The 21,396-nt window shown below is 50.7% G+C and carries 2 protein-coding genes; both read left to right on the forward strand.

The window, feature by feature from the left end; all coding sequences use genetic code 11:
* Nucleotide 1 precedes the first annotated feature (1 nt).
* Nucleotides 2-5,728, forward strand: coding sequence for a type I polyketide synthase (locus BXO87_RS13935; protein ID WP_076851366.1), 5,727 nt, complete (start codon nt 2-4; stop codon nt 5,726-5,728).
* Between the two features lie 51 nt (nt 5,729-5,779).
* Complete coding sequence (locus tag BXO87_RS13940; protein ID WP_076851367.1) at nt 5,780-21,394, forward strand: SDR family NAD(P)-dependent oxidoreductase; 15,615 nt, start codon at nt 5,780-5,782, stop codon at nt 21,392-21,394.
* Nucleotides 21,395-21,396: the final 2 nt, after the last annotated feature.

Here is a 21,396-nt window from a genome sequence, read left to right on the forward strand (position 1 = left end):
TATGCAAGAGCAGCTTCTTATTAACAATCAGCATCCCGTTCTGAAACATCATAAAGCCTATGGAAAGGAACTGCTGCCGGGTCTGGCTTATATTGACCTGATCTATCAGACTTTCAGAGAAAACGGTTTTTTTCATGCCGGCCTTGAACTCAGGCACTTATCGATTTTTCACCCTTTAGCTCCTGAACAGGGAGAAACAATCCTGCTTTCCGTTGATTGTACAGAGAACGGCGAAGGGCAGTGGAAGGTAGAGGTGAAAGGGCAAAAACAAGGTGACGAAGCAGCAGAGACAAAGGTATATGCCGCGGCGCAAATGCATTCCGTCAAGCCCGCCGGCTTCCAAGAAAGCGTCCGGATAGATGCCGTAAAACAAACGGCGGCAGAAATACCGCTTGAGGACATTTACGAGGAATGCAGGGATCAAGAACTGGTTCATTCAGGAATGATGAAAGGCTGCGGAAGCGTCTACCAAACTGAAAAAGAGATTTATATTGATCTGTCGGTGCAAAAGGATCAGCTGGAACATGCAGAAGAGGCGATGTTTCATCCCGCATTGATAGATGCGAGCAGCATCGGCTCCAATGTATATCTCGCTCCTTTGACGAGGGAGGAGGGGCAATTATTTCTGCCGCTGTTTTATGAATCGTTTTATTGCGCCGAATTGCTGCAGACAACATGTATCACCAAGATAAAAAAAGAATCCGTCACCCGTAAGAAAGATCTCGTTTACGTGACAATGGAGTTTTTCAATGAGGAAGGCAGAAAAGTCGGCGAACTGAAAAACTTCGCCAATAAACTGGTGAGGGACCCGGAACTGATCAATCAGAAACGGCAAAAGAAAGAACCTGACGGGCGGAATGCCGTCCCGGCTCCGCAAGCGGAACCGGCGCCTTCTGAGCCCCGCCATGCGGAGGCTTCCGCCAGCCTTACTGAACAGTGCATCCTTTATTTAAAAGAATTGCTTGCCGCCCGATTGAACAAACCTGTGAAAGAGATTGACCCGGATATCGGCTACTATGAAATGGGGCTGGATTCTCCGGGGCTGTTGGACATGGTAAAGGAAATTGAACAAAAAATCGGAACGCAGCTTCTGCCGACACTGTTATTTGAATACACGACAATCGCGGAATTGGCGGGATATTTGTGCGAACATTACGGAGCCGGTTTCGGTCATGCTCAAAGCGGGCCTTCAAGTGCTGAGCCTTTGCACCGGGAAAAAAAGAGGACGACCCAAATCCGCGTGAAAAAATCGGCGTCAGCCGGAACGCAGAATGGAGATATTGCCATCGTCGGGATGGCGGGACGGTACCCCGGCGCCAAAAATCTTCGTGAATTTTGGACAAATTTAAAAAATGGAGAAAACAGCGTAACGGAAGTGCCTCGTTCCCGCTGGGATACGAGGACATATGAGCATTTGCGATCGCCGTCCGGCAAGCCGATTTCCAAATGGGGCGGTTTTATAGACGATCCGGATTGTTTTGACGCGAAATTTTTCCGGATTTCTCCGCGGGAGGCAGAAGCTAAAGATCCGCAAGAACGATTGTTTTTAGAAACATGCTGGGAAACGATTGAGGATGCGGGCTACACCCCGGAAACAATCGTTCAGCCGAAAGGGCCGAATAAGAGAATGAACGTCGGTGTGTTTGCCGGGGTGATGCATATGGATTATTCTCTTGCCGGCGCTGAAGCTGCGGCCAAAGGGCTGGTCTTTCCTTATCCCTTGAACTATGCGCCGATCGCAAACCGGGTTTCATATTTTTGCAATTTTCACGGGCCGAGCATGGCGGTTGACACGGTGTGTTCGTCATCTCTGACGGCCGTCCATATGGCGGCGGAAAGTCTGAGACGCGGTGAATGTGAAGCAGCTCTTGCCGGAGGCGTCAATTTATCATTGCACCCGACAAAATATATCACATACGGCTTGATGGATATGCATTCGAGTGACGGACTGTGCCGCACGTTCGGCGAAGGAGGCACGGGCTATGTCTCAGCTGACGGCATCGGAGCCGTGCTGCTGAAGCCGCTCCACAAGGCCGAAGAAGATAAGGATCATATTTATGCGGTGATAAAAGGCAGCGCCGTCAATCACGTGGGGACCGTCAGCGGGATTACCGTGCCGAGCCCCGTGGCGCAGGGGGATATGATAGCTGAATGCCTTGAAAAGACGGAGATCGATCCCCGGACGATTTCTTATGTGGAAGCGCACGGAACCGGAACTTCTTTAGGAGATCCGATTGAAATACAAGGTCTTGTTAAAGCTTACCGCACGTTTACAGAGGATCGGCAATTTTGTGCGATCGGTTCCGTTAAATCGAATATCGGACATGCGGAATCAGCCGCCGGGATCAGCGGGCTTCATAAAACGGTTTTGCAGCTGTTTCACAAAACGCTTGTCCCTTCTTTGCACTCAGAGACGATTAATCCGTATCTCCGTTTAGAGGACTCGCCATTTTACGTGCAGCAAAAAACCGAGTCATGGAAAAAGCCGGCGTATACAGAGAACGGCATTGAACATTCCTGTCCGAGACGCGCAGGCATCAGTTCATTCGGGGCGACGGGGTCAAACGTTCATCTCATTTTAGAAGAGTACAGGCCCAAAAGCCCCGGCATTACGGAGAATCAAGAGAGACCGTATATTGTGCCTCTGTCAGCGAAAAATCCGGAGCGGCTGAAAGAATACGCTGCCCGCCTGCTGATGTTTCTCAAAGATGAAGCGCCTGAAGGAAGCGGGCCGCTTCATGACAAAAGAGATACAATGCAAAATCAGCTGGAAAATGCGTTACGCAGCGTTCTGGCGGATGTTCTGCATGTAGAGGCCGGCACGGTAGAAGATGAACAGGATTGGAAGGAATTCGGCTTGGATGTCATGCAGCTGACACAGTTTTCTGAGCTGATGACGGATCAATACGGGCTGGCAATAGACATGACTGATCTCATACAGCATACTTCCGTCCGGACTTTAGCAGAATGTCTTACAAACGATGAGAAACATAAGAATATTCTTTCCGGTCTTTTCGGTCAGTCCGGCTTAGATAAGCAGCCTGATGAATCTTTTTCCCTGCGGTCACTGGCATATACGCTGCAAACGGGACGGCTGGCAATGGAAGAACGGCTTGTTTTTTTAGTGAACGATCAAGCGGACCTGATCAGGAAATTAACCGAATTTACAGAACGAAAACGGCAGATTGACGGCTGCTTTCAAGGGCGGTCTGATAGCGGAACGGAAATCAGGGGTTTCCTGAATGATGATCAGGATACGGAGGAGCTGATCCGAAAATGGACGGACAGCGGCACTTACAAAAAACTTGCGGAGCTGTGGTCAAAAGGATTTGAGATAGACTGGACGCGGCTGTATCAGGAGGAGAAACCGCGCAGGATGAGTCTGCCGACGTACCCGTTTGCAAAGGAACGATATTGGATACCGGAGCCCGATCATCCCGTTACTTCCGTAAATACAGAAAGCAGGCTTCACCCGCTGCTTCACCGCAATACATCAGATTTGTTAGAACAAAAATTCAGCACGGTACTGAACGGAGATGAATTCTTCTTAGCCGATCATATCGTCCGAAACAAGCGTGTTCTCCCCGGGGCGGCTTATCTTGAAATGGCGAGAGCCGCGGCTGAACTGGCTGCCGCGCCGTTAGCCGCTGAATACACGGCTAAAACCGGCATTTCGCTGCGGTATATCAGCTGGATACGCCAGGCCGTTCATAAAAAAGAGCCGCTGCGTATGACGACAGGTCTTTCCTTGGAGGATAATGGCAATGTTTCATTTCAAGTGTACAGCAATGACAACGATTCAGACATTTATTGTGAAGGCAGTGCTGTGATTGAGCCGCTGTCTGAGGCGCCGGTTTTGCATATTGAACAGCTGAAAGCGCGCTGCCGCAAAAAAGTGCTGTCAAAGGAAGACTGCTATGCGGCATTTGCAAAGGCGGAAATGGTATACGGACCTTCACATCAAGGAATTGATCACATTTATTGCGGGGAAAAAGAAGCCTTGGCTAGATTGGTGCTCCCTGCTTCCGTTTGTGATGAGGCCGAACAGTTTGTGCTCCATCCGAGTCTGATAGATTCCGCTTTTCAGGCGGCCATCGGCGTTATGAATGAAGATAAAGCGGGTTATCCGGAGCAGCCGTTAATGCCTTTTGAATTGCATGAACTGACCGTTTTTCATCCGTGCAGTCCAAACATGTGGGCGGCCGTATTTGTGACGCATGAAACACCGGCCGTGCGAAGAATGGACATTGATATATGTGATGAACGCGGCAATGTGTGTGTAAGAATAAAAGGATTTTCTGCCCGGATGGCCGAAAGTGCGCCGGCTGAAACGGATGACAAGCAATACGATCTGCCGGGTAACCTTACCGGAGCCGTCAAACTGATGCAGGTATGGGACGCGGAACCGATAGACAACCAAACCGGCTTCCCCGTTTCTGAAGCAAAAGCTGTCATCATAGGCGGTACAGACGGGCAGGCGGACGCGGTTTTACGATTGTTTCCTAAAGCTGTGCGATTTGATAGCAGCCAAAGTGCTTCCGTTGAAGTGATATCCGATCGGCTCCGCCGTCTCGGTGAGATTCAGCATATGATCTGGTTTGCCCCTCAGCCGGCTGATTCTTACATCCATGATCAAAAAAGCGGGGTGCTGCAAATTTTCAGAGCGGCCAAAGCTCTTATCGGTCTCGGGTATGGAAAAGAGCAGCTCGGGATGACGGTGATTACGCACCAAGCACAGCCTATCACCCAATATGATGAGGTGCGTCCCGCTCATTCCAGTGTGCATGGTTTCGTCGGGTCTCTTGCAAAAGAACATCCGAGCTGGCACATCCGTCTGGTCGATCTTGAAGACGGGGGGGATTTCCCCACAGAAGACATATTCAGCCTGCCCCGCGACCGTACGGGTAAAGCATGGGTGCGCAGACATCAGGAATGGCACCGGCCTCAATTGCTTCCGGTCCAAAGCGGGCCGTCTGAAAGTGTTCCTTACCGATATGGAGGCGTATATGTCATCATCGGCGGTGCGGGAGGCATCGGCGAGGTTTGGACAGATTATATGGTGACGACGTATAAAGCCCGAGTCGTCTGGATCGGAAGGCGGCCGCTGGACAGCCGGATACGCCAAAAAATAGACCGGTACCGGCCATCAGGCTCGGCTCCCGAATATATAGCCGCAGATGCTTCTGATCTTCCATCGCTTCAGCGCGTCTATGAACAGATTAAAAACACATACGGCACCATCAGCGGCGTCGTTCATTCAGCGATGGTATTTGCGAATGAAAGCGTAAAAGATATGGAAGAATCACAGTTTCACGCCGGCCTTGCGGCGAAAGTGGATATTTCCGTCAACATTGCCGAAGTATTTGCGAAAGAGTCTTTGGACTTTATTCTCTTTTTCTCTTCGGTTATTTCATATATTAAGAATCCGAATCAAAGTCATTATGCGGCGGGGTGCGCATTTAAAGACGCATTTGCCCATGAGCTTTCCGGGCGGCTGTCATGCCCGGTCAAAGTGATGAACTGGGGGTATTGGGAGCGGGCTGACAATCACATTTCTGAAGAGTTTGACAGACTGAGTGCAATCGGTCTCGGACTGATCAGCCGGGCGGAAGGGATGCAGGCGCTGGAAACTCTGCTGACGCAGCCGATCTCCCGCATGGGGCTGATGAAGCTGACCAAGCCGATTCCGATCGAGGGAATGAACCCTCATGAATTTGTGACTATCTGATTGCCTGTCAAAATGACGGAGCAAATTTAATTTTCTTAGGAGGATAAGGTTTTGGGTAAGGGAGACAAACAAAAAGACCGTACACAGTTATCCTTAAGAACAGAAATAAGCAATCAAATGAAAGAATTGAATCGGCTTTTGCTGCAAGTGCTGCGGGTGACGCTGCGTTCAATGGGTCTGACCGGCGAAGCGCCGGCAGCTTCCTGTCTGCCTTTATATGAGCGCTGGCTGGAAGAAAGCATACGTCTTTTAGACAGCGATTTTAAAAGCGGTGAAACGGCCGCGGTGTGGGAAGAGTGGCATAAGAAGAAAAACGAATGGCTGAAAGATCCGGATATGAAAGCGCAGGCTCTGCTGGCGGATACCGTCATTCAAGCTTTGCCTGACATTTTAACAGGCAAAATAAAAGCCACTGACGTGATGTTTCCCGATTCTTCAATGGAGCTTGTTGAAGGAATCTATAAGCATAACATTCTCGCTGATTATTACAACGATGTGCTGGCAAATGAAGCGTGTATTTATGTGGAAAATGTAATTAAAAACAATCCTGAGGCAAACATCCGTCTGCTGGAGATCGGAGCGGGCACCGGCGGAACGAGCAGCACACTGTTTAAAAAGCTCCGCCCCTATCAAAACCATATTCAGGAATACTGTTATACCGACTTGTCAAAAGCTTTTTTAATGCATGCCGAAAAGGAATACGGCGCGGACAATCCGTTTTTGACGTATCAGCTGTTTAATGTGGAGAAGCCTGCGGCGGGCCAGGGATTACATCTGAGAACCTACGATATCGCTATCGCCGCAAACGTGCTGCATGCCACCAAAAATATCCGGAAAACCTTACGGACGGCAAAAGCCGTATTGAAAAAAGACGGTTTGCTGCTCGTTAATGAACTGGGCGGGCATACGCCGTTTACACATGTTACATTCGGCTTATTAGAGGGCTGGTGGCTGTACGAAGATGAGGCGCTGCGGATTCCGGGGTGCCCCGGTCTTTATCCGGAAACATGGAAATCCGTTTTAATGGCTGAAGGCTTTCATTCCATTCAATTTCCGGCTGAAAACGAACGTCTGCACACCCAGCAGATTATCACAGCGAAAAGCAACGGAGTCATCAGGCAGAGCAGGGAAGCTTACACCGCGCAAAAGCGCCAATCAAACGTACCGCGAACATCCTCTGATCGTCAGCTCCCCATCAAACAAGCGGGAGAGGGGCTTTCGGAAAAGACAGCGGCTTTTCTGATAAGGGCTGCGGCAAAAGTATTAAAAATGCCGGCAGAAGAGATAAACCCGCTGGCTCCTCTGGATGAATACGGCATTGACTCTATTCTGATCGTTCAGCTGACGAATGAGCTGCGGGATCTCGTCCCTGATATCAGCAGCACGCTGTTTTTTGAATACCGGACGATAGAAGAGCTTGCCGCATACTTGGCTGAAACGAAGGAGCGCGAACTGCATGCGCGATTTTCAGAAGAACTCCCTCATACTGAAGCGGTATCATCCGGCTCTTTGCTTGAAAAAAGCACAGAGTATCTGAAACAGATCGTCAGCGTCATCTTAAAGATGCCGATTGAGGACGTTCAAGCCCATACGCCCCTTGAAGAATACGGAATCGATTCCATCTTAATCGTACAGCTGACCAACCGCGTGCGGGAAGACGTCCCTGATATCAGCAGCACATTGTTCTTCGAGTATCCGACAATCGGCGGATTAGCGGAATATCTCGTCAGCTCAAGACAGGAAGATATGGCTGGGATTTTCAAGACAAATAAAGAAGCCGAAAAGGTGCCGCACACTCTACAGAAAAAGCAAAGCCGCAAAAAAAGCGCCGGATTGACGAAGCGCCAAGCGGCATCTTTTTCTGAAAAAGCGCCGCCCGCTTCCGAACCGCCCTCAAAACACCTTGAAGTGGCAATTGTCGGTCTTGCCGGGAAGTATCCCGGAGCTGAAAATGTTAATGAGTTCTGGGAACGGTTAAAGACCGGTGAACACGGAATCACCGAAATTCCGAAAGACCGCTGGGATTGGCGGGACTACTATGATGAGACAAAAGGTAAGGAAGGCCGGATGTATACGAAGTGGGGCGGCTTTTTAACAGATATTGATAAATTTGATCCGCTGTTTTTTAAAATCTCCCCGAAAGAAGCGGAGCGCATGGACCCGCAGGAGAGACTGTTTCTGGAAACCGCTTATGCGGCCCTTGAGGATGCCGGATATACCCCTGATTCACTATGCGCCGGTAAAAAGGTTGGTGTCTTTGCAGGTGTCATGAACGGCAACTATCCGACAGGGGCCCACTACCACTTTATCCCGAACCGCGTATCCTATGTGTTTGATTTTCACGGTCCGAGCATCGCGGTCGATACCGCATGCTCCTCATCCTTAACCGCCATTCATCTCGCCGCAGAAAGCATCAGAACAGGTGCATCTGAATGCGCGATTGCCGGCGGCGTAAACCTGATTACAGATCCGGTTCATTATATCGGACTTTCTTCTATGAGAATGCTGTCGCCGTCAAACGCGTGCAAAGCGTTCGGTGATAAGGCTGACGGGTTTGTTGACGGAGAGGGCGTCGGCTGTATCGTGTTAAAGCCGTTGAAGAAGGCTGTTGAAGATCATGATCATATATACGGTGTCATTAAAGGAAGCGCTCTGAATGCCGGCGGCAAAACGAACGGGTTCACCGTTCCGAACCCGAATGCACAAGGGGAAGTGATCGCAGACGCGATGGAGAGGGCAGGGATTGATCCGAGAGCAATCAGCTATCTGGAAGCCCACGGCACCGGCACTTCCTTGGGAGACCCGATTGAAATCGCGGGGTTAACCAAGGCTTTCCGCCGCTATACGGATGCAAAGCAATTTTGTTCCATCGGTTCTGTTAAATCCAATATCGGACACCTGGAAAGTGCGGCGGGCATTGCTGCGGTCACCAAAATTCTTCTTCAGATGAAACACGGATATCTGGTGCCGTCGCTGCATTCAAAGCAGCTGAACCCGGAAATTGATTTTGAAACTTCTCCTTTTATCGTGCAGCAGGAAACGGCGGAATGGAGACGGCCGGTCATAGAATCTGAAGGAGTAACACGGGAATATCCGAGAATCGCGGGTACATCTTCTTTCGGAGCGGGCGGGGCAAATGCCCACCTGCTTATAGAAGAGTATGAACCGGCTGAAATGACTTCGGCGGACTTCGGCCGTCCGGCGCTTTTTGTTTTATCGGCAAAAGATAAAGACCGCTTGCGCGAGCGGGCTCTGTTGCTGTCGAATGCCGCCGGAAACGGAACAATTACAGATGCAAATCTGCTTGACGCGGCATTTACCCTTCAAGTCGGCAGGGTCCCGATGGAAGAACGGCTGGCGATGACAGCGGACTCTGTTTCTGAATTGGAACAGAAGCTGACTGCTTTTCTGAATAATGCCGGTTCCGTAAGCGGGGTGTTTACGGGCCGGAGTGATAGTGCTGTCACAGAGACGGAAGGCACAGTCGGTGATTGGATGGAAAAACGTCAATTTGACAGTCTTTTGAATGCCTGGGTCCACGGGGCGCCCGTCGATTGGGCATCTTTATATAAAGGCGCGCTGCCGCATCGTATCAGTCTGCCGTCTTATCCATTTGCAAAAGAAAGCTACTGGATGAAGCGGGAAGAACCAAAAACAGGAACAACTGAATATGTGCATCCTTTCCTGCATGAAAATACGTCAACCTTGGCGGAGCAAAGCTATCATACATCTTTTACAGGCCGGGAACACGTTTTCCAGGATGTGAGAGGGGAGCGGGTTCTGTCGGCAGCCGTTTATTTAGAAATGGCGCTTGCGGCTTATCATCATGCGGCAGACAGCTCTGAAGAAAAAGAGATATGGATCCGAACGGCGGCATGGACTGATCCGATTACCGGCGGACATCACGGTGCGGGCGTCAATCTCTCCCTTCTGTCTGAAGACGAGGAAGGCATCCATTATGAAATATACAGTGACGAAGAGAAGCTGCATCATTATGGAATCATCGGACAAGGGAACATACAGCCATCCCGCGTGCTGGATATTGCCTCCTTACAAAAAGACTGCCGCCCGCTGTCATTCGATTATGAAACACCAGGCACGTCAGGTGTAACGATCAGTAAGGAGTTCCGCACCGTTGAAAAGCTTTATGCGGGAGAAAATGCGGTTTGGGCGAAGCTTGCTCTTATAGATGAAAGCGGCTGTAATCCGGGATATCATCTGCCGCCGGAATTTCTGGACGCAGCTTTTCAAGTCCTGGCAAAAACGGAGCCGTCAGTCCATATCGTGCCTGAAGCGGTTGAAGAACTGCGCGTCATGCGTCCGTGCTCATCCGGCATGTGGATGTATATTAATAAAAAGAATCAAACCGGCTGTGACATTCAATTTTGTGACGAAACCGGCACTGTCTGCGCAGAAATCAAAGGGATAAGAATGAGACTGCCGTCTCAGCAGGATCACGGGCAAGAGGAACAATCCGAGATGATGATATTTGAAGAAATGTGGACGCAGCAGCCTTTGAAGAAATCCATTCATGAAGAGCTGAAAACGGTCATCTGTTTTCTTACGGGAGAAGCTGCCAGAAAGCATGCTTATCAGTCTTTACAATCCCTTTATCCGGGAGCCGGCGTGTTTTTTATTTCACAGGGTGAGGAAACTCAAAAGCTTTCAAACACGCATTATCAAATTAAAATCACTGACGGACAAGCATATCAAGAAACGTTTCGGCATATTGAAACGGCTGCAGGCAAAGCGGATGCCATTTTGTATGGATGGCCGCTTGAAGATGAAAAGACCGTGAAAGACTATTCCATTCTGTATCATGTGATCCGCGCAGCTGCTTCTTTGCGTTTTAAACCGAGGCGAATCTTTCTTTCCGCTCAGTGCGGGAGCGATACCGATATCAGTTACGCCGAGTCATGGATCGGGCTGGAACGGTCGCTGAAACTGATCTTGCCGGAGACGGATACGGCCGCGGTTTATTTTGAACAAAAAGGACCGTTAGAAAAACTGATCCATAACGTATGTGAAGAACTTCACAGCGAGTCGTTCCGCAGTGTCATGTACAGTGGGGAAATCCGTCACGTCATGGAAATGAAGCAGACGGATATTGCCCCTGTTGAGAAGCGTGTGATAAAAAGCGGGAAAACGTACTTGATTACCGGCGGATGCGGGGGATTAGGCTTGTTATTTGCCGGATATTTCGCTGAAAAAGGACCGGTTACGCTCATTTTGACGGGGAGATCAGCGGCAGGCGGCCCGGTGCTGAACAAGATAAAGAGATTGGAAGAATCAGGCGCCAAGGTGTTTTACGTGCAGGCGGATGCCGCAGATCAGGCTCAGATGGAGAAAGGTTTGCAAGAAGCGAAAGAGAAAGGATGCGGGCCGATTCACGGTGTCATTCACGCTGCAGGTCTTCAAGGCACTGAAAGCATTCTGGAGAAAGATCTGCAAACCTTTCAGCAAGTCTTATCGCCAAAAGCGGACGGCACCGCGGTGTTAGATCAGGTTCTGTCACGGGAGCCGCTTGACTTCTTCTGTTGTTTCTCTTCTTCTTCAGCGATTTTAGGAGACTTCGGTTCTTGTGACTACGCGATGGGGAACCGCTTCCAAATGGCTTTTGTCCGTCATCGGGAAAAACTTGTGAGCCTCGGACTCAGAAGCGGCAAGTCACTTGCAATCAATTGGCCGCTTTGGAAAGAAGGGGGGATGCATGTCGGCACGGCGGAAAGCACCGATATGTATTTAAAATCAAGCGGACAGCGTTATTTATACACAGAGGAAGGACTCGACGCTTTTGAAACATTGTTAGTCCAGCCGTCCAGCCAGTATCTCGTCCTGGCCGGTTTTCCGTCGAGGGCCAAACGCTTCCTGCAGATAGATCAAGGCGAACGGCCGATTTCGGGTTCTGTAAACAGGAACGTCCCGTTTTCAGGAAGGCGGAGTGAAATGAAAGGCTTTACACTGGAAGAATGCGTAAGCTGGGATGTGAAAGAACTGGCGGCGGGGCTTTTGAAAATAGACAAGAACAGACTGACGGACACTGACAATCTGGCTGATTTCGGCTTTGATTCTATCAGTTTGGCGGAATTCGCCTCTTCTTTGTCCGCTCATTACGGAATTGAAGTGACACCGGCCCTGTTTTTCGGACATTCCACACTGGAGAAGGTCGTCCGCTATTTTCTGACGGAACACAAGTCCGTCATGGAGCATGTCTATGAAGAAAAGAAACCTGAATCCGCAGATCAATCTGTCTTTGAAAAGACAGGAACGGAAAAGCGAAAGAAGCAGAGGGGAAGAAATAAGCTGAACGCCGGAACCGAGGGCAGTCAGGCAGCTGATTCCATTGCCATTATCGGCATGAGCGGCCGATTTCCTCAGGCGCGCACGGCGGACGAGCTGTGGGACATTCTGTTTCAGGAAAAGGATGTTGTCGCACCGGTCGCAAAAAAAGGTTTCACAAGTTCAAAATGGAAACTCGGCGCTGTACCGGGGGCGGACGAATTCGACCCTTTATTTTTTGAAATATCGCCGAGGGAAGCTGAAACGATGGATCCGAAACAGCGGCTGCTTCTTCAGGAAGCGTGGAGGGCCCTTGAGGACGCCGGCTACGGCGCCAGTCACATCAGGCAGCAGACGATCGGTATGTTTGTGGGGGCGGAAGAAGGAGATTATCACCTTTTAACACGGGACAAAGGCAATGTCACGTCTCATCATAACGGTATTTTGGCGGCGCGGCTGGCTTATCACTTGAATTTATCAGGTCCTGTGATGGCGATAAATACAGCATGTTCTTCGGGACTCGTTTCTGTCCATCAGGCGGTATTAAGCCTGCAGAATAAAGAGTGCACCACAGCTGTTGCGGCCGGGGTGAATATCATGAATACCCCGGACTTTTTTGAAACGATAGATAAAGCCGGAATGCTGTCGGAAAACGGGAAATGCTTCGCGTTTGATAAAAGGGCTGACGGCATGGTTCCGGGGGAAGCGGCCGCGGCGGTTGTTCTGAAGCCGCTGAGAGAGGCGGAAGCGGATGGTGATCCGATTTACGGGGTGATTCGGGCGAGCGGCATCAATTATGATGGGAAAACAAACGGAATTACCGCTCCGAGCGGCGTCGCGCAGACCCGGCTGCTTACTTCCGTTTATGACCGGGGCCGTATCAACCCTGAAGATATCGAATATATCGTCACACACGGCACAGGTACAAAACTCGGTGATCCGGTGGAAATTAACGCGCTTTATGACGCATTTTCTGCCTATACAAACGAAGAAGCATTTTGCGCGCTCACATCAATTAAAACCAATATCGGCCACACGTTTGCCGCATCAGGCATTGTCAGTTTGATCAGTCTTTTACAGGCGTTCTCCCGTGAAATGATTCCCGCCAGTCTGCATTGCAGCGGGGAAAACCGCTATATCAACTGGGAGAAGAGTCCTTTTTATGTGAATAAAACGGGTAAACCGTGGCCTTCTCTGCCGGGTAAAAACCGAATGGGGGCAGTCAGCGCATTCGGGATGAGCGGAACAAACGCCCATGTCGTTATGGAAAGCTATAAGCGCAGCGCTTCACCTCATCGTGATGCCCCTGCATATTTACTTACTTTGTCTGCAAAAACAGAGGAGGCTCTTCACGAAAAAATCGAAGATATGATCACTTGGGCGGAAAACGGCGGACTGAAAGAAAATGATCTGGCCCAGCTCAGCTATACGTTGTTAAAAGGACGGCATCACTTTAACCATCGCGCCGCCATCGTAGTGCAAGATGCTGATGACGCAGTGTATGTATGGAAGCAGGCAAAGCTTAATGAACATCATCCTTATGTGTTTTCGGGAAAAGTACCGCAGCACTTTGCAGGCCGTCAGCATATTCAGGAGCACATAATAGAAGTGCTCGGCAAGTGCAGCGCCTCATATTCTGGCCATAGAAAATATCAGGAGCTGTTATGCGTGCTAGCAGATTTTTATTGTCAAGGTTATGAAATCGAAGGGGACTTGCTTTATGGCGGACCTTTGCCGCGAATCGGCAATCTGCCGGGCTACCCGTTTGCCAGGCAGACGTATTGGGCGTCCGATCGTCTTCAGAGAGAGCTTGAAAGCCGGAATTCAGCTGAACGCGAAAAGCTCCACCCGCTGCTTCACGCGAATACATCGACTTTTACCGCCCAGCGCTTTACTTCTGTTTTTTCTGGGCATGAACCGTTTTTTGCCGATCATATCGTCAATGGAAAACCGGTGCTTCCGGGCGCAGCTGCTTTAGAAATGGCCCGGGCCGCCGTTACACTTGCTGCTGAAGACTTGCCGGGCGGGAAAACGGGTGTCCGGCTCAAACAGATCGTTTGGCTCCGGCCGGTGACGGCGCTTTCTGAAGGAGTGACGCTTCATGTAAAGCTTCAGCCGGAAGAAAACGGAGACATTGCTTTTGAAGCGTATGCCGAAGGAGAAGAGCCGCTTGTCTTTTTCCAGGGAAAGGCCGTGCTCGAAGAGACGGAGCGTGCTCCTGTACTCGATGTGGAAGCGGTTCAGGCGCGCTGCGGCGGTCGTCACTTGTCAAAGGCTGAGTGCTATGAAGCATTCGACAGCCTCGGCATCACCTACGGACCGTCGCATCAGGCGCTTGACGCCGTCTATGCCGGAAGCGGAGAAGTGCTCGCGAAGCTCATTCTCCCGCCGTCCGCCCGCGAGGAAAAGGAGCCGTTCATCCTGCATCCGAGCATGCTGGACGCCGCCCTTCAGGCTTCTATCGGTCTCGTGCTCTCAGACGGTTCTGCGTCCGGACGGCCGTTCCTGCCGTTTGCCCTTCAGGATATGCAGGTGTTTTCTGCGTGCCGTGAGACGATGTGGGCGGTGCTTTCCTCAAAGGACGGCGCCTATCATATTGAGCTGTGTGATGAAAACGGTGCGGTATGTGTCCGATTGACGGGGCTCACCGCCCGTTTTCTGGAAGAGGAAACGGAGGAAAAACCGCTCTTGCTTCAGCCAAAGTGGCAGGAATCACCGCCGGGTGAAGGCGGCGGACAAGAAGAGTCTTTCAGATACGTGACGCTGTATGGCGGAATGAACGCTGAGGACATAAGCGGCGCCGTATGTGCGGCTGACAGCGAAGGTCCGATTGAAGAGCGTTATGACGCCTGCGCGGCGGAGCTGTCAGCGATCGTCACGCGTCTTATCAAAGAAAAACAGAAGAAAAAAACGCTGATCCAGCTTCTTGTCCCCGACAGGGGGGAAGACAATGTATTGGCGGGGCTGGCCGCTTTTCTGAAAACGGCTCACCTTGAACATCCGAAGCTGTACGGCCAAGTCATCCAAGCCGATCCGGACGAGTCAGCATCATCGCTTCTTGCCAAGCTGAAAGAAAATCGGGCGCATCCTGAACAAGCGGAAATCCGTTATGAAGACGGCAAACGTCTCGTCAGAAACTGGCGTCATCTGCCGGCCTCTCAAAGCGGCGCCGTTCCGTGGAAAGACGAAGGGGTCTACCTCCTCACCGGGGGAGCGGGCGGCATCGGCCTGATTTTCGCTGAAGAAATAGCCTCCCGCGTCAAAAACGCCGTCCTCGTATTAACGGGGAGGGCAGAAGTGCTTGATGAAGAGCGCTCCGCCCGCTTACGGCGCTTGGAAGCGTCAGGCGCCCGTGTATTGTATCAATCGGTTGACGTGACAGACAGGGCGGCGGTCAGCGCCCTCGTCCGCGGCATACAGGAGGAGCACGGAACACTCGACGGGATCATTCACGGCGCAGGCGTGATCGCTGACAACTACATTCTGAACCAGACAGAAAACGAACGGAAGGCCGTCATGGCGCCGAAAGTGAAAGGGCTTATCAATCTTGATGAAGCAGCGAAAGATATGCGGCTGGACTTTTTCATTCTGTTTTCTTCCTTGGCGGGAGGCATGGGAAATCCGGGGCAGGCCGGTTATGCGGCAGCCAACGCATTTATGGACGTATATGCAGCCCGCCGGAACCGTCTCGTGCGGGACAACGAGCGGAGCGGGCAGACCCTGTCTGTCAACTGGCCGCTTTGGGAAGAAGGAGGTATGCGCGTGGACAAAGAGACCGAACGGCTGATGTACGAACAGACCGGAATGAAAGCCATGCGATCGACCTCAGGCATCCAAGCGCTGTACGCCGCTTTTGCCTCCGGAGAACACCAGGTCATGGTGGCAGAAGGCGACGAAAAACGGATTCGCAGGCATATTTTCGATCTGGGCGAAGAACAAAGCGCCGCCGGACAAGCTCCGGCAGTGGCAGATGCAAGAGATCTGAAAGATCAGGTTCAAGAGAAACTAAAGCGGCATGTATCAGATCTTTTAAAGGTAAGCATGAAAGATATTGAGGCTGACAGCGAACTGACGGAATACGGATTTGATTCGATAATCTTCACTGAATTTACAAATCTATTAAATCGGACTTATCAGCTTGAGCTCAGCCCGACTATCTTCTTTGAATTTCCGACATTGCGCAAACTGAGCGGTCATTTGATATCTGAATGGAAAGAAGCATTCAGCGGCTTAGAAAGAGAGAGTTTAAAAACCGCTCCAAAAGCCGGAATAAGAAAAGCTGAAGCTCCGGCGGCCGTTCATGCCAAGCGGGAAACGCCCGTATCCGTAAAAGGAAAATCAGAAGAAAAAACCGAACCGATAGCCATTATCGGAATCAGCGGTATTTTTCCGCAGGCGAAAGACATAGATGAATTCTGGACACGTTTACAAAAAGGGGAGCATTGCATCACAGAAATTCCCCGAGATCGCTGGGATTGGCGCGAATATTACGGCGATCCGGCAGCGGACGCAAATAAAACGTCAATTAAATGGGGCGGTTTTATAGATGGTATCGCCGGGTTTGACCCGCTGTTTTTCGGGATATCTCCGAAAGAAGCTGAAATGATGGATCCTCAGCAGCGTCTATTAATGATGTATGTGTGGAAAGCCATTGAAGACGCGGGGTACTCAGCAAAACGGATTGCCGGAACAAAAACCGGTATTTTCACCGGCACATTGGGAAGCGGATATCAAACCTTAATCAATAAGGCGGGTCTTCCTGTCGAGGGGTATACGATGACCGGAATCGTGCCGTCCGTCGGGCCGAACCGGATGAGTTATTTTCTTGATATTCACGGGCCGAGCGAGCCGGTAGAAACCGCTTGTTCAAGCTCTTTAGTCGCCATTCACCACGCGGTAAAAGCCATTGAAACGGGAGATTGTGATATGGCGGTCGCAGGGGGCGTCAACACGATCGTCACGCCTGAAGGGCATATCGGTTTTCAAAAAGCAGGCATGCTTAGTGAAGACGGGCGCTGCAAAACATTTTCCGATCAGGCTGACGGTTATGTCAGAGGAGAGGGTGCCGGCATGATTGTCTTGAAAAAGCTTTCAGAGGCAGAGCATGACAGGGATCACATCTACGGCCTCATCCGCGGTACAGCGGAAAATCACGGCGGACGCTCAGCGTCGCTTACCGCGCCGAATCCGCAGGCTCAGACGGATGTGCTGAAAAGCGCTTATCAAAAAGCCGGTATTCACCCGTCAACGATCACTTATATAGAAGCGCACGGAACAGGAACGGCACTCGGAGATCCGATTGAGATCAATGCATTGAAAAAAGCTTTCCAAACAGACGGGGCTCCGGGCGGATATTGCGGGATAGGCTCAGTGAAGACAAATATCGGACATTTGGAGCTCGCGGCAGGTATTGCGGGCGTTATCAAAGTATTGATGCAGCTGAAACATCGGACGCTCGCCAAAAGTCTGCATTGCGAGAACATCAATCCCCATATCAAATTGAAGGACAGCCCGTTTTACATTGTGACAGAAACAAAGGAGTGGGAAGCGCTGCGTGATGAAAACGGCCGGGTCCTGCCCCGCCGGGCGGGTGTAAGCTCATTCGGTTTCGGAGGCGTCAATGCGCATATCGTTATTGAAGAATACATGGGCAGAAGTGAGACGGAACAGCAGGAAACCCGTGAGAAAGCGTCATCTCTTTTTGTTTTGTCGGCTAAAAATGAAGAGCGGCTGAAAGAAAGAGCGCGTCTCCTTCGCGATTTTATCCAAAACGGATCATTCCGCCATATCGATCTTGCAGATGCCGCATACACACTGCAGACCGGACGGGATGCGATGGAAGCGAGGCTGGGAATCATTGCAGGCTCCGCAGAGGAACTGACTGAAAAACTGAACGCGTTTCTGATGGAAAAAAACAGCGAAGATATCATCAGCGGCCGTAAAAAACGCGAGAATAACACGATTTCCATGTTCTCAGACGATGAAGACGCCGCTGACCTCGTCAGCGCCTGGCTTGAGAAAAAGAAATACAGGAAAGTGCTGCGGCTCTGGGCAAACGGATTTGACACGGATTGGGAGCAGCTGTATACGGACAGTAAGCCGCGCCGCATCAGCCTGCCCTCCTATCCGTTCAGAGCAGACCGCTATTGGGTGCCGAAACGGGAGCAGCTGCCGCTTTCGAATCAAAAAACAGTAGTATTGCAAAAAACATGGGAACCGTGCGAGGCAGTGTCTTCATCCGAGCCGTTCAACAGCAAAATAGCGCTCATCGTCTCCGAGGATACAAAAGACCTTGCCGCCGAGGTGAAAAAACAGCTGAATGATGCTGACATTGTGCAGGAAAATCAGCTCATCTCTTTCTTACAGGGTCCGAATGCGGCCATCTATTCGGGGTTTATTGACTTCACCGGCTGCGGCTCCCGACAAAAGCGGCAGGACATCAGCTGGGTGGCATCGCTGCAGCAGCTGATTGAATACGGCCGCGGACAAGAAAAGATGAAAATGCTTTATCTTACAAAAGGGCTTGAAGCCTTCAAAAATAAGGCGGCCGCTATGCATGGTATTGAAAAAGCGGGGCTTTATCGCATGCTGCGGCATGAATACAGCCATATTCTCACCTGTCACGCCGATATTGATCCTGAAGAGCCGCTGGAGCAGACAGCCGCTTTTATTAAACAAGAAATTGAATCAGACTTAACGGAATCTGCTGTTTGCTGCAGGGACGGCATGCGCTTCAGCTATGTTCTTCGGCAGACTGATCAGATTGAACCAGAAGCCGTGCAAACAGACCGGACTGCGTTTCCAAAAGACGCCGTCCTGATGATAACCGGAGGAACGCGCGGACTCGGCGCTTTATGCGCCAAGCATTTCGTTTCCGCATATGGTGTGAAGAAACTGCTTTTGACAGGCAGAAAGGAGCTGCCGCCGAAAACCGAGTGGGATCTTGAGCAAACAGACCCTGTCGTTTCGGAAAAAATACAGCTTATCCGGCAGCTGGAATCACAAGGCGTAAAAGTGTGCGTCTCAGCAGTTGATCTGACGGATAAGCAGGCAGTCGGACGGCTTATAAAAGAGGTAACCTCAACGCTCGGACCTGTCGGAGGCATTCTGCATTGCGCGGGAATTGCGGACCGTGAAAACCCTGCTTTTCTCCGCAAATCCAAAGACAGTATCGCGCGGGTGCTCGCCCCGAAAGCAGACGGCCTTCACAGTCTGTATGAGAGTGTAAAGGATGATGCGCCGGCATTTTTCGTCCTGTTTTCATCTGTCTCGGCAGCCGTCCCGATTCTTGCGGCGGGACAGAGCGATTATGCGATGGCTAATTCTTACATGGACTATTTTGCAGAAAACAATGAGAGCGGCATCATCAGCATACAATGGCCGGCATGGGATGAGACGGGCATGAGCAGGGATACAAAAAGCGGGATTTATGAGCAAACGGGATTGCTGCGGCACTCTGACGCGGAAGGTCTCAAGATGCTTGATTACATTTTAAGAGAAAGACCCGGAGCTGTCGTGCTGCCGGCACAAGTGAAACATGATTGGGACATCAAAGCGCTGGAAAACGCCAAGCCAGCCGCCCATAAAGAAATGAGAACAGCTTCCAAACCTCCTGAAACAAAAAAACGGGAACATAACCGGATTGATATTCAATCTTGGCTGAGGTCGCTTTTGGCAAAAGAGCTGAGTATCGATGAAACGCATATGGATATCGATGTGCCTTTTCAGGAATACGGAATGGATTCAATCTTTCTGGCGCAAGTACTGACAAAGATTGATCAAAAACTGCCGTCCGTTTCAATTGATCCGACTGTCCTTCTGGAACACCCTACCATAGAAAAGCTCGCGGATTATTTAGCCGCACATTGTCCGGAAGCTTTTTCGGCAGATGCAGCAGTTTCCGCGGAGAAGGTTCCTTTGCAGAAGACGCCGAAACGGAGCAAAAAAACGGCATATAAGCCTGAGAAACGGGGAAAGGTTGCGATCATCGGCATGGCCTGCCATTTTCCGAAAGCGGGGGATATAAAAGAATTTTGGAAGAATCTCCGCAGCGGAACGGATGCCGTCACTGAAGTTCCGCCGGACAGATGGGACACCGGGGAACACTATCAGCCGGGTGAATATCAAGAAGGAAAAAGCATCAGTAAATGGGGCGGTTTTATTCACGATATTGATCAATTTGACCCGGAGTATTTTAATATTTCAGAAACGCTGGCACCGATGATAGACCCGCTGCAAAGGCAGTGGCTCGAAGTGAGCGCGGAAGCTTTGGCTGATGCCGGTTATCAAAAAGAGGATCTCTGGGGCCGCCGTATCGGCGTTTTTGCCGGTGCAAGGGCAGGTGCGTTTCATCAGAAATTTCAATATTTGCAAAAAGACGCGATTATTGGCGCGGGGCAAAATTTTATTACCGCACATATGGCGCACATTTATAACTTTACAGGGCCCAACCTGGTCGTAGATACGGCCTGCTCCAGTTCGCTAACGGCAATTCATTTGGCCGTGCAGGCTATTCAAAATGGAGAAGCGGAAGCGGCCTTTGCGGGCGGGGTTGACATTTTGCTTGATGAAAAACCTTTTCTCACAATGAGCGCGGCGAGAATCTTATCGCCAAACGGCCGTTCAAAATCTTTCGATGCCGATGCGGACGGAACAGGAATAGGAGAGGGCTGCGGTGTGCTGATGCTGAAGCCGCTCGAAAAAGCGATAGAAGACGAAGATAAAATATACGGCGTTATTGACGGCTCTGCGATTAATAATGACGGCAGCACAATGGGCGTGACGACGCCGAATCCCCGGGCGCAGCAGGACTTGATTGAGCAGGCGGTTCAATCAGCGGAAATCGAGCCGGACACCATGACATACGTAGAGACGCACGGAACCGGTACATTGATCGGCGACCCGATTGAATTAAAGGGATTAACCAATGTCTTGTCTGCTTATTCCGATGAAAAACAATTTTGCGGTGTAGGAAGCGTCAAAAGCAATATCGGCCACTTGCTGAGTGCGGCGGGCGCGGCGGGAATCATCAAAGTTTTGCTGGCGATTGCCAATGAAGAACTGCCGCCGACTTTGCATTGCCATAAACCGAACCCCCGCTTTCAATTTAATGATTCGCCGCTTTATCCTGTGCTTGAGCTGAAGCGGTGGGACGGAAAAAAAGAGATACTCAGGGCCGGGGTCAGCGCGTTCGGTTTGGGCGGGAATAATGCCCATATCATTGTCAGCAACGAAGGAATACCGAAAGAGCGAAAAGCGGCCATGGAACCGAAAGGCGGCCAGACAGTATACCGAAAACAGCGGTATTGGCCTGAAAAAGCACAGTTGCCCGAAGCGGAAGAAAATGAGGCGGGCACAGAAGCAATGTTTGAAATAAGCGAGGTGTGATA

The sequence above is a fragment of the Bacillus sp. GZB genome (genome assembly GCF_001975995.1).
Classification (GTDB): Bacteria; Bacillota; Bacilli; order Bacillales; family Bacillaceae; genus Bacillus; species Bacillus velezensis.

What these genes read in the sequence shown, in the direction of transcription:
- BXO87_RS13935 (WP_076851366.1), top strand. Translation starts at nt 2, where the DNA reads ATGCAAGAGCAGCTTCTTATTAACAATCAGCATCCCGTTCTGAAACAT.